This window comes from Microcoleus sp. PH2017_24_DOB_U_A, from assembly GCF_020738205.1.
Taxonomy (GTDB): domain Bacteria; phylum Cyanobacteriota; class Cyanobacteriia; order Cyanobacteriales; family Microcoleaceae; genus Microcoleus.
In genome coordinates this window covers 48,675-61,406 of sequence record NZ_JAEQCT010000032.1, presented here as the reverse complement: position 1 = coordinate 61,406, position 12,732 = coordinate 48,675, and the positions used below count along the sequence as shown (strand labels likewise).

Below are 12,732 nucleotides of genomic sequence, written 5' to 3'. Positions count from 1 at the left end.
TTGGGATTTGGAATGGCTGATGAATTAAGTGTTTGGAGCACGGGCTTACATTTGCATTATTTTCGGACAATGGTATGAGACAAAAGGAGACCAAACCTCCAGACTGTTGACATAAAGTAAATAATTTCCTAGAAATTCCTAGTAAATCATTGTAAAAGCTGGCACTATGGATTGAAAACAAAAATACCACCTAGCGATGACAAAATATGTCACACCGCGAAAAGCTTGCAAAATCCTGCAAGTCTCAGATAAAACCCTTAGAAACTGGGAACTTGTCGGCAAAATATCAGCAATCAGAACCCCATCCAACCAGCGACGCTACGACATCGACAGCGTTCTCGGAGGCAGACACGACCGAATTACAGCCATCTACGCCAGGGTTAGCAGCTATAAACAGCGAGAAGACCTCTACAGACAAGTCAGCTACCTCCAAAGTATCTACCTGCAAGCCAAGGTCTTCAAAGACATCGGAAGCGGACTCAAATTCAAAAGAAAAGCGCTGCTTGCCCTTTTGGGACAAGTCATGTCGGGAGATATCTCAGCAGTTGTGGTCGGACATCAAGACAGACTCGCAAGGTTCGGTGGTGAGCTCATCAAATGGATCTGCGAACAAAACAATTGCCAACTCATGGTTCTCAGCAGAAACGAGTTGTCTTGTGAACGAGAAATGGTTGAAGACATCCTTGCTATCATCCACGTCTTTAGCAGCCGACTCTACGGTCTGGGAAAATACAAATCTGCTATCAAAGAAGATTCGAGTTTACCCGGAAGCCAAGCTAGCAGCAAAATGGAGGACTTGGATTGCGGCAAGTAGGTGGTGTTACAACCAAGCAATTGCTATTCTTAAGGACGAAAAAATAGGCAAGTATGATTTAAGAAAAAAGATAATGGATTCGGCTCCCGACTGGGTTTGCGAACAACCTTACAACCCGCGACAGATGGCAGTGTTTCAAGCTTTTGAAGCACACAAAGCTGCTAAAAAGGCAAAAGGAACGGCAAAATTTAGAAGCCGTTTAGACACATCTCAAACTATCCGATTTCAAACATCTAACTGGAAGTTCGGGGCTTTTTACCCGCTTGCTACTAAAGGGCTAACCTTTAAAGCGTCCGAACCAATCGTTGAGGTAATGCAACACGAGCCAACACTCAGTTTGATCGACAGGCAGTGGTTTATCTGCTATGTGATTGACGAACCAAAAATAAAGCCGATCGATAGTGATTTAGCTGTCGCACTGGATCCAGGTGTTAGGACTTTTGTTACTGGTTTTGACGGCAGTGACTTTATCGAAATAGGAAAAAACGATATTGGTCGCATCTATCGGCTAGCAAGACATCTAGACAAATTAATGTCCCGCATTGGACTAAGTAAAGGGAGGCAATTCAAGCGACTGAGGTATTGCTTGCGGAAATCGGCAGCAAAAATTAGAATCAAAATCAAGAACTTAGTTAATGAATTGCACAAAAAAGCTGCAAAATATTTTGCAGCCAAGTACAAACTAATTTTCTTGCCAACCTTTGAAACACAGCAAATGGTTAAGAAAGGTAGGCGTAGGTTGGCGACTAAAACTGCTAGAGCGATGGTCACGTTGAGCCATTATCGTTTTAAGCAAATGTTGAAGCATCAAGCCACCAAACATGGTGGTGTTGTAGTAGACGTAACAGAAGAGTACACATCGAAAACTTGCTCAAAATGTGGGCATATCCACGCTAAATTGGGTGGAGCTAAAATCTTTAAATGTCCAGAATGGGGACACACTCTGGACAGGGATAAAAATGGCGCTTTCAATATTTTGTTGAAAGCTTTGAGAGATACCTCCCTGACAGGAGAGCTTGCTGCTTTTTCTGTTTTGCCATACACGGCTATTCTGGGCTTAGTCCGGGATTTACCGGGTTAAATGTATCTGATTCTCAGGTTCGATCGAGAAAGTTGTTCTAGGGAGAATTGTGTCACTTTTAGGGACTAGAGTTCAGGAGATAGCTGATTTACCTGCGATGAGTTGGGCAGAGGTGCTGTCGCGGTTGCTGTCAGTGCTGCTGCTGATTGCGATCAATGCTTTTTTCGTGACGGCTGAGTTTTCGATGGTGACGGTACGCCGATCGCGCATCAATCAATTAGTCGAGGCCGGCGATGTTCCGGCGATAACTGTTCAATCTTTGATACACAGTATCGAGCGATTGCTCTCAACAATGCAGTTGGGAATCACTCTTTCTAGTTTAGCTCTCGGCTGGATTGGAGAAGATACGATCGCCGTTCTGATCCGAATGTCGATCGGCTATTTGCCGCTACCAATCTATATCAAATCGGCGATCGCCCATTCTGCCAGCATCTCAATAGTAACTTTTTTCCTGCTAGCTTACCTGCAAATCGTACTCGGCGAAATCCTGCCCAAATCTGTAGCCTTAGTTTATTCCGAACAGCTAGCCAGAAGTTTAGGGCCTCCGAGTTTATTGATTTCCCGCTTGTTCAATCCCTTTGTGTCGTTTCTCAATCAATCCACGCGATCGCTATTGCAGCTTGCGGGAATCGAATACGAGCGCACGCACCAGCCAGTTACGCCCCAAGAACTGCAATTAATTATAGCGACTTCCAGCGAATCAAGCGGCTTGGAAGCAGAAGAGCGAGAATTGCTGAATAACGTGTTTGAATTTGGCGAAGTTTGCGTAGAAGAAGTGATGGTACCCAGGCCCAGCATTGTGGCACTTCCCAAGACGGCTACGTTTCAAACTTTGCTTTCGGAAATGGCGATTTCCAACCATTCCCGCTATCCCGTCACGGGAGATTCTTTAGACGATATTATCGGGATTATTGGCTTCAAACAACTGGCGAAACCCTTAGCTGAAGGTTTGCTATCTCCCGACACGCCGATTGTAACTTGGATTAGTGCGGTGAGATTTGTGCCGGAAATGATGCTGCTGGGGGAATTACTGCCTTTGATGCAGGGTTCGTCGGAAGAAATTGCGATCGTCGTCGATGAATTTGGCGGCATTTCCGGCTTGGTGACGCTGAGGGATTTGATCGCTGAAATTATCGGCCGCACTTACGAGTCGCCCGACAGCAAAGAAATAGCTTTGCAAGTATTGGACGATCGCACTTTTTTAGCGCAAGCGCAGTTAAATGTAGATGATGTCAATCAAATATTGAATTTGGACTTGCAGGTGACAGACGAATATCAGACAATCGGAGGTTTTCTGAGTTATCAGTTGCAAAGAATGCCGGCGGTTGGGGAAGTTTGGCGCTGCGAAAATGCGGAACTTACAGTAGTTTCTGTGTGCGGGCCGCGGTTGGATCAGATTCAAATTCAGTTGTTGAGTGCGACGGCGGGCGATCGAGTTTTGGGTGAAGTTGCAGCGGCGGGCGGGGAAGTTGGGGGAAAAGGGCGATCGAATGGCGGTTTGAGAGGTGCGGCGAAGTTTTCTAGTTAATACCAATTAAAAAAATAAATGCAACAATATTGGTAGGGTGTGTCGCCAGAAAGCTTACCTTAAAAGAGATGAACAATCAGCTATGGCGACGCACCACCGACAAGATTTCAGCAAACAAACTCAACCTCAATTATTGTACAATACCGTTTACTTAAGACCGCCCTGGGGGTAAAACCCTCTGAAAAATAGATACGGAGATTGCTTCGTTCCTCTCTTCGGACTATATTAAGTAAACCGTATTGAATTATTGTAGAAACATTTTTTTGAATTGGTATTATATTTGGATTTTGATGGGGAGGACGATCGCAAATAGCTGATATGCTTTTAGTCCCATTGAATGAATGCGCTGCCACACGAAATTCAAAATAAACAGGACAATAACTAATGTTGGAGGAACAAGCTAAAGTCCTTTAATATCAAGCTTTGTGCTGTTCGTAAGAGTTTTTGCGGTATCAAGCATTCGGGAAAACTTCCTCTGAAAACATACGGCGCAGAATCTCATAGAAGGGTTCACAATACTGCGCTTGTTCGGGTGACAGACAAGCCCCAATCTCCTTACGAAGTAGGTGAGTCATCTGGCTGACGAGCTCCCAACTGACATTCAGTCGAGGGTAAATCATCACGCACAGGGGAAATAGTTCGGTTTCTAGCGCGTGCAAATTGCCTTCGAGCAAACAAACCCACATATAAACCTGAAACATCTCGACATCACGAACACTTGATGTACGGATATGTTGACTGTTGAGGGGCCCAGAATAACAGCGATAGCGTGGGTACAGTTGATTCACTCGATCGACTACCCGTTCAGCAATATAGCTCATCTTCGACATCAGCAGGCGAACAGATTGCACCGGAATCGCATTCGGTGGATGCTTTGCAGCAGCTTGGTATGCGCGTTGCAGTGGCATATATAAATGATCGTCTAGCATCTTGACGTAGTTACCAAAATTTTCCTGTTCTCCCTCAGGGAGCAAGTCCATCAACTGCGTTCCCGTGTAGTGATATTGCATCGCCACAAAGCCAATCACGCGGGGATCAATTGCTGTAACGTGCTGTCGGACTTGTCCGAGAACTGGGCTCACCTTGTTGACTATACGATAGGGCGACAATTGCTCGCTATATGCTTCGATCGCAAACTTATAAACTTGATGAATACCACCAGAAATATACCAAGGATCGATCAGATCCGTATCTATACCGTGTTCAATTAACGTTTCTGCCAATAGGTAGTCAGTTTTTGTCCAGGATTTTGCACTCACAGAACGCAGCGATGTCAACATTTGTTTTGCCATACTGATACGCCGTCGTTCGATAAATTTATCCTCACCCACAACCGCAGGGGTACCGCTTTTCATCTGTTGTAGATACTTTTGCGCGAAGGAAACAGATAAGTCTACCGATGGTGATAGCGGATCGAATGATATGGAGCTGAGCAAAGAAGGATGAGTAGTCATTGATTTAGTATTTATTCTGTCAAGGTTAGATGCTGATGGCTTTTCAGTCACACATTCATTTTTTGCGAGAGACAATTGTGCGAATGCCGGAGTAGATTTAATCTAGAATTTGGTAGCAAATGATGGCGATAATAGCGATCGCTATTGTTTGTTGAAGCATTCGATCTTAACTATAATCTCCTAAAACTCCAGGATTCAATCGTATAAATACTGATAAATATAATAAACTTCGCAGCCATTTCCGAGTCAATACCGTACTTGTAGGTAGACTTTCAAATTAAATAGTTGGCTGACTTTGTGCAACGCCTATATACCACGCTGGTAAGGTCAAAAAACGGCACTTGTCGCTGGAACCGAACTCCTTAGCCGAAATACCGAAGCTAGAGACTGTTATTGTTCAAAATTAGCCTAAAATTGCCTGATTTAACGATCGTGCTAGACAGTGCTGGCTGTATGTACCCAGCGGGTGCATCTGGTTTTTGAAGCCTGAAGAAGCATGACCGCATATAAGTTATTAGTTATCATCCGATATTGACGGAGGTCATGCTTCGCCCCTACAAACATATTTGCCCAAGTGACATGCACCCTACCCAGCACTGTTCGGCGGAATAAATTTAAATTGCACAAAAAGCAGGAAATCGCTATTTTGCTTGAGATTTTTTCATATTTCAAGCAAAGAAAATTGATCGAGAGCTTGATTTCAAAATCAAAACCCTTAAACTTGACGAGACTCGCGGTGTTCAAAATCAATCTATCTGCATTGCCAACCCTACAAATTGGTTAATTTCAGTGAGTTAAACAATCAATTAGTGCGGATTGAAAGGGTGCATCTGGCGCAAGGCAAATATATCCGTAGGGGCGAAGCATGACCGTAGAAAATAGGAGATTATAACTAATAACTTATATGCGGTCATGCTTCGCCCTCTTCAAAACTCAGATGCTTCCTTGCAAACCTGCAATATTAAGCGTAAGGCACCGGATCTTTTAATCCTAATTCGTCAAAAGCAGCCAGCCGCAACCGACAAGAATCGCAAACGCCGCAGGCACTTTCGCCACCTGAATAACAAGACCAAGTTTGTGTCCAAGGCACTCCCAACTTGTTGCCCAATTGAATAATTTCGGTTTTTTTAAGTTCTATCAAAGGTGTGAAAATCTTAATAGCTTCTCCTTCCCTTCCCTGCTTGGTTCCCAACCGAAATACTTCCTGCATGGCTTGGATGTAATCGAGGCGGCAGTCGGGATAGCCGGAATAATCTAAAGCGTTGACACCGATGTAAATTCGCTGAGCTCCTAGGGTTTCGGCGTAGGCGAGGGCAAAGCTGAGAAAAATGGTATTTCTAGCTGGAACGTAGGTAACGGGGATGTTTTGCGACATTTCTGCCAGATTGCGATCGATCGGCAATTCTATCTGATTGTCTGTCAAAGCCGAACCGCCCCACTGCGTCAAGTCAAAGTTTACCACCTGATGCACCTTAACCTGTGCTGAAAGTGCGATCGCCCGTGCTGATTCTAACTCTCGCCGGTGTCTTTGCTGGTAGTCAAAGGATATCGCGTAACATTCGCAGCCGTCGGCTTTCGCTTGATACAAAACAGTTGAGGAATCCAGCCCTCCCGACAATAAAATAACTGCTTTCACTTAAAACATCCTCGATTGCATCAGGTTTTATATTTATATCAAATCTGTTGTCACTTGACAAGATAGGAAGTACGGTTGAAACCGCGCCTACAAAAACGTAGGCGTTAGCCTTCCCGAAGGGTAGTCAGCCGGACGCCGACTGAAGAAGATAAAATAATTTTAACCGCATAAGACGGCGGTTGAAACCGCGTCTACAAAAACGAAGTCCGCCTCCGCGGACTGAAGAAGATTAAATAATTTTAACCGTCGAGTTTTCTTCAACCCGCGGAGGCGGGTTTTGTTTGTATAGAAGCGGTTTCAACCGCCGAGTTTTCATGCAACAAATCGTCTAGTTCCCGGTAATCCGGCAAAGTTGTATCAATTGCTCTACCCTGCCGCAAAACTGTGCGATCGCGCTGCGATCGAGATAACAATTCGCTAAAATTCCGCGCCTTAAACAAAATCAAATCTGCGGGTAAACCAACTCCGATTCGTCCCAAATTCGGCAATCCCATTAAGTCGGCTGGTGTGGTTGTGACTGTGCGCGGCCAATTTTCCCAAGGCCGATCTAAATGGGCGATACGGGCTGCCATATTCAAGACTTCCAAAACATCGTGATCGCCAAATCCGTAAAACGGATCGCGACAATTGTCGCTGGCAACTGCGACGGGAATTCCTGCTGCTTTTAGTTCATGCAAGACAGTCACTCCGCGCCACCTCGGTGTACGCCCAGATTGTCTGTCTTGCAGGTAAAGGTTGCACATCGGCAAGCTGACAATGCCAATATTTTCTTCCTTGACTAATGTCAAAGTTTCTGTTACTAAGTCTGGCGGTTGTACGGCTAAACTACAGCAATGTCCGCAGATTATTTGACCTGCAAATTCATGGCGAATGGCGGTTTTTGCTACTTCTCGCAGTGTGGTTGATTCTGGATCGTCGGTTTCGTCGGTGTGGAAGTCGAGGTTTAAACCGCGTTCTTGGGCTAAGCTAAATACGCGATCGAGTTGTTTGTCTAAATCGGGATTCATGTAGGCGACGCCGCCGAGAATGCCGCCGATTTGGGCAATTTTGTCTGCTAATTTTTCACCCTCGGGTGTCAGGAAATAGTCCAGGGAAACTAGGGAAACTGCTTGCAAAATTAGCCGATCGCGCCATTCGGCCTGCAAGGCTGTAAATACTGCTAAACTAACGGTTCCCTGTTCTCCTGCGCTGTCGATGTGAGTGCGGATCGCCTTGGTTCCGTGGGCGTAGCTGCACTGGAGGCCGAACTGCATCCGCCGGTAAACATCCTCTGCATTCCAGTATTTTTGGGCATCAGCGTGTACTGTGTCGATCGCGCTAGCAAACGTTCCATCGGGATTGGGCGATCGTTCCCAGATATGTCCTTTGTCTAAATGCGCGTGCATATCGACAAAACACGGGAAAATTAAGCCGCCTTGCAAGTCTACCATCGGAATATCTCCAAGTTGGGATAAAGATTCTGTACCTGTGGGGATGATTTGGGCGATCGCGCCGTTGGCAATTTCCAGATCCACCAGACAAAAATTGCGATCGGCTGTTGTGGTGATAGTAGACGCTGAATTGGCGATCGATTTCATCTCTAGAAGAGATTCGGGTACGCGACCATTTTTTAGCAAATAATTAGATGTAGCTGGCAACATGAAATTTTCTAGTTAATATTTTATTGAGTTGAGAGTTATTGAAGATGTCTATTGTAGGGGCGCGTATCTGCTAATAATTCATGAAACAATCCAGTGTGTCAATGCTCTCATCCGCCCTCTTCTCCTTAAATGAACTCTATTGGGTTATACAATAACATTATAGCAGCTTTAATGAACATGATATCTGTCAAATTTTGCTGCTGGGATAAGCCCCTCAGGGAGAGCAAAAGTAATCTAAAAATAGACACAGAGATTGCTTTCATAAAAAATCGCGTTCATGTATATAGCGTTATATCGTTGACCGTTACATCGGAATGATTTAACCACAGAGAACACAGAGGACACAGAGTCCGAGAATAGAGAGATGAATCATTCTGATGCTACCGGATTTGGTGTTACTCACTTCGGAAAAAATTAACATTTACCCAAGCATATCACTCGATCTAAAATCTTAAATGAAAAATCCCCATTCCCCAATCCCCAAATCTAAAATCAACTGAGCCGTGTTGCTTTATATTATTGGCAATGTCGTGCATATTTCTGACCCACAGAAGCAGTTGGCGGTACGGGTAGACGATGAATGCAAGGGTTCTGACGTGTTTAGTTCGGATATCTGCACTTGTTGCCGTCCTGATTTGGTACAGGGTATCGAAATTTGCATCCAAACGGCACAATCCGGTAGTTCTGGGGTAATTGTTTACTTCCGCAAGCAAGGCAGAGCTTTGGGGGAAGTAACTAAGTTTTTGGTGTACAATGCCAGAAAAAGGCTGGGAGCATCTCAGTTTTGCATTTATAAGTGCTGTCCCCGCTCGCGAGTTGTAGAATACGCGAGCTCTTGCGTGCTCGCACTATAATAAAAAAATGCTTTTTGCAAAACTGAGATGCTCCCAAAAGGCTCGAAGGTGGCGATCGCCCTGATGACTATTTTACTCGCACTCAATGTGTTGCAGGATTTCAAGATATGCGGTTTCAAGAACTAATGCCAGACGTGCTGCACTGGTTGGGTATCCCTCGCACTGACCGTTTAGTTTCCATGAGCCATCTCAAATACAATGCTATTATCAATTCTGGCATTCAAGTAGTCGATCGCCTCCCCATCCTCGAAGATTGGATTCCCGCAGGCGCACAAGTCGAAATCGTCGCCAAAAAAGCCGCCGCCTACTACACGCCAGACCCTGTGCCAGATGCTACAATTCTTGCAGAAGCGATCGGACGCGATGCCAGGAGATTCAGAAGGCAAAGACACGACTGTTCGGAAACAGTTGCGTCTTTGCCAAATTAAATTTATTACTGGTTTTTGATCAGTCAGGGTAGGTTATGGCTAATTTGCGTTCTACTGTGATCGTAAAAACAGATATTTGCGGATATACCGCCCGAGTTAAAAAATTATCTCAGTCGGACTTAAGTAGTTTGTTGAACGAGCATAAAACTTTTATTTCAGATATTAGTACCAGAAATGAAGGAAGTTTGATCAAAGGCGAAGGTGATTCATTTTGGCTGATTTTTCCCAGCGTCACAGCAGCCGCGATGGCAGCCTTAGAAATGCAGCAAGAATTGAGAACCCAACAATCTAGCAAATCGAACGACGAACGATTGGCTATTCGCGTGTCGATTACCTTGGGAGATGTCTTGCATCAAGATAAAGATATCTTTGGCGATACGGTCAATTTAACAGCGCGTATAGAATCAGTAACTCCCCAGGATGAAATATATTTGTCCCAAGCAGCATGGCTGGCGCTCAACAAAGCAGAAGTGCAAACATCTTTTGTCAATGAGTTTTCCTTGAAAGGGATGAGCGAACCTGAAAAGGTTTACAAAGTTGACCAAAGTTACAAGACGCGAATTGTGGAAAATCAAGCAATAATTAAAGCGGATTTGAGAGGTTTTATTGCTTATCAAGAATCTAATTCTATCAGAGATGTTGAATATTTGCTCACCAACTTTGATACTTTTGAAAAAAACATTTGCGAAGAATACGGTGGCACAATTCGCAGTATTGTTGGCGATTCGCATTTGTTGACTTTCCCAGAAGCTCACTCAGCCCTAGCGGCCATGGAAAGTTTGTGCGAAAATTGGAAACTTTTTATACACGGCCATAAAATACCTTGCGGTTTGTCGGTGGGAGTTGCTAAAGGAAATTTGTATATATTTCGGTCTTGCACTTACGGAAAAGATATTAACATCGCCGACAGGCTGGAAGATTTAAGTAAAATAGTATCTCCGGGTACAGAAAAAAATTCGGTAATAGTTTCAGATCAAATAAAACGCGAAGTTAGTGGCTCGAAGTGGGAATACAAGCTGATCAAAATCGATAAAAATGCGATTTTAGATAATCTGTTAGATTACAGTCAGTTTGACTTTTTTCAGGAAAATGATGTTTACCGATGTTTAGTTGTTTAACACTCGGCTGCCGTTCTACGATAGTTGGTAGTGCCCACGAAAGTCCGCTCCATTTTGCGGACTTTCGTGGGCACGTGCGATCGAATGTAATTACGGTTAATCGATCGGACACGATATAATCCTGTGTCGGGAGATAGTGAGGGACTTGAACTTTCTGTTGATAGTTTCCCTCTCTGACTGCGTTTATCAAGTCGTAGAAACTCCGAAAAGTTCGATTGAATACTTTCAGGGTATGTTGGGCTATATCAGTATTCAACTGTTGATAGTCCTCGCTTCCCTTGCAGTAGTAATAGTTACACTCGTAGCGAAGGTGTTTGCCAGATTGGAAGCAATACTGTCTGAGTGTATAAAACCATACACTGTAAAGGTTTTTACTCAACCGACAGAGTTCTCGCAAGGTGTTAAACTCTTTGGTGGCAAGTCCGCGTATCTGATTTTTTAAGTCAGGTACATAGAGATTTCCGTAGAAATATGGCTAGTCTAGGAAAAGCCTAGCCAAAATGTAAAGCCGATGCTCAAAGCACGGGGTTTCAAACCAAAAATTTTCGATGAAGTTGAATAATATTGAGCTAGAGGCTGTAAAATATCTGAGAACACCAACTGCGATTCGCCAAAAGTGCGATCGGCTTTTTAACTTAGCCTCCGAAAATAAACTCAATTTCTTCTGTGTCGATTTATCCGAACTCGACAAAGCAGCAAATTATGTAATCGACACAACCCGCCAACAGTATCCCGATTTTAATATTCCGTTTCACAGTCAGTGGCGGCATTTTGAAGCCGGCAACCAACCGCGCCTCGCTCAATTCGATGCAGCTTTAACAGAATTTTCAGTCATAGAACAAGCAAAGATAAAATTTGATTTAGCCATTGTCAGCGTTTTACTCGATGCCAGTGCCGGCGCAGATTGGCAGTATTGCGAAGCAGAAACCAAAGAAGTTTATCGCCGTTCAGAAGGGTTGGCAGTAGCCACTTTTCGGATGTTTTGTCAGGGTATTTTTTCCAGCAATCCAGATTTTCCTTGGCAAGCCGATTTTCGCGGGCTTTCTCAATTAAAATTAGAAACCTTAGCGGCCGGATTTCAAGTAAGTCGAGACAATCCGCTAGTTGGTTTAACAGGCAGATTAGAATTGTTGCAGCGTTTGGGGAATGCAATTTGCCAACATCCATTATTGTTTGGCAGCGAGAACCAGCGTCCCGGCAATTTGGCACAATACTTGCTTGACAGTCTGGTTTCTGGAGTCAAAACTGTGGATTGTGCTAAAATATTGAGCGCTGTTTTGACAGGTTTTGGGGAAAATTGGCCGGGAAAATATGCCATTGGTGGCGTTAATTTAGGTGAGGTTTGGCGGCATCGGGCTTTGCAAGGAGAAAATCTGGGAGATGAATTTGTGCCGTTTCACCAACTCTCGCAGTGGTTGACTTATTCGCTGTTGGAACCGCTGCAAGAACTCGGTTTGTACGTCGTGCGATTGGACGAGTTGACGGGATTAGCGGGGTATCGTAACGGCGGTTTGTGTTTGGATATGGGGCTGTTACGGGCAAAAGATTCGGCTATTTTTGAGCAGAAGTATTTGCCGGGTTCGGAAGTTGTAGTAGAATGGCGATCGGTCACTGTGATTCTTTTAGATAAAATTGCAGCAGCTATGCGATACAAGCTGGATTTGAGTGCGACAAAATTGCCACTGGTGAAGATTTTGCAGGGAGGAACTTGGGCGGCGGGGCGAAAAATTGCCACAGAATTGAGGGCTGCTGGAGTACCGCCAATTCATATTGAAAGTGACGGGACTTTTTTTAATAGTTGACAGTGGACAGTTGACAGAAGTCAAGCGTGAAGTCAGAAGAAGGAAGGTTCGGAATGCAAGTCCGATGGCACTGAAAAAGTCTAACTGAATTGTTGTAGCAAGGATTTTTTAAAGCTGTATTTTTTTGCCAAGAAATCGTGGTTAAGCGAATTCTAGTTTAATATTAGTCAATATTGATGTTAATTATTAGGTACGTTGTTGCGCTTAAGCGCTCTTTATAATACAATACAGTTTACTTAAGATTGTCCTTATTGCTTTATATCTAAGAAAGAGCGCTCAAGCGCAACTACGTACCTTTATTGCAGTATCTATTTTTCAGAGGAGTTTCACGAATAGCAGTATATTAGTCAACTGTATTGCTTTATATCTAAGAAAGA

The 12,732-nt window shown here is 44.1% G+C and carries 10 protein-coding genes; 7 read left to right on the top strand and 3 right to left on the bottom strand.

Going from position 1 to position 12,732, the window contains the following annotated elements; genetic code table 11:
• Positions 1-196 precede the first annotated feature (196 nt).
• From JGK07_RS08930 to JGK07_RS08920, 3 genes are all read left to right on the top strand, one after another.
• A complete protein-coding gene (locus JGK07_RS08930) occupies positions 197-814 on the top strand; it encodes an IS607 family transposase (RefSeq protein ID WP_293182433.1) in 618 nt (205 codons plus the stop codon).
• Positions 738-1,895 (top strand): transposase, encoded by a 1,158-nt coding sequence (locus tag JGK07_RS08925; RefSeq protein ID WP_293219249.1) that lies wholly within the window; start codon positions 738-740, stop codon positions 1,893-1,895. Before JGK07_RS08930 ends, JGK07_RS08925 begins: the two co-directional genes overlap by 77 nt.
• A 97-nt stretch (positions 1,896-1,992) precedes the next feature.
• On the top strand, positions 1,993-3,423 hold the full coding sequence (locus JGK07_RS08920) for a hemolysin family protein (RefSeq protein WP_293182467.1): 1,431 nt from the start codon (positions 1,993-1,995) through the stop codon (positions 3,421-3,423).
• Positions 3,424-3,875: 452 nt separating this feature from the next.
• On the opposite strand, the gene JGK07_RS08915 is transcribed toward JGK07_RS08920, so the two are convergent.
• From JGK07_RS08915 to JGK07_RS08905, 3 genes are all read right to left on the bottom strand, one after another.
• On the bottom strand, positions 3,876-4,877 hold the full coding sequence (locus JGK07_RS08915; protein WP_293182431.1) for a hypothetical protein: 1,002 nt from the start codon (positions 4,875-4,877) through the stop codon (positions 3,876-3,878).
• A 961-nt stretch (positions 4,878-5,838) separates the two neighbouring features.
• Positions 5,839-6,513, bottom strand: a complete 675-nt coding sequence (gene queC / locus JGK07_RS08910; RefSeq protein WP_293182429.1) for a 7-cyano-7-deazaguanine synthase QueC — start codon at positions 6,511-6,513, stop codon at positions 5,839-5,841.
• Between the two features lie 257 nt (positions 6,514-6,770).
• Positions 6,771-8,153, bottom strand: a complete 1,383-nt coding sequence (locus JGK07_RS08905) for a cytosine deaminase (RefSeq protein WP_293241682.1) — start codon at positions 8,151-8,153, stop codon at positions 6,771-6,773.
• A 503-nt stretch (positions 8,154-8,656) separates the two neighbouring features.
• Between JGK07_RS08905 and JGK07_RS08900 the strand changes: the two genes are divergently transcribed.
• The 4 genes from JGK07_RS08900 (at position 8,657) to JGK07_RS08885 (ending at position 12,355) form a co-directional block, all read left to right on the top strand.
• Entirely contained in the window at positions 8,657-9,007 is a 351-nt protein-coding gene (locus tag JGK07_RS08900; RefSeq protein ID WP_293190253.1) for a hypothetical protein, read from the top strand.
• 107 nt (positions 9,008-9,114) lie between these two features.
• A complete protein-coding gene (locus JGK07_RS08895) occupies positions 9,115-9,435 on the top strand; it encodes a hypothetical protein (RefSeq protein WP_293182423.1) in 321 nt (106 codons plus the stop codon).
• A gap of 35 nt (positions 9,436-9,470) precedes the next feature.
• Complete coding sequence (locus JGK07_RS08890) at positions 9,471-10,553, top strand: adenylate/guanylate cyclase domain-containing protein (RefSeq protein ID WP_293190251.1); 1,083 nt, start codon at positions 9,471-9,473, stop codon at positions 10,551-10,553.
• Positions 10,554-11,101: 548 nt separating this feature from the next.
• Complete coding sequence (locus tag JGK07_RS08885; RefSeq protein ID WP_293241685.1) at positions 11,102-12,355, top strand: URC4/urg3 family protein; 1,254 nt, start codon at positions 11,102-11,104, stop codon at positions 12,353-12,355.
• The last annotated feature ends 377 nt before the right edge of the window (positions 12,356-12,732 follow it).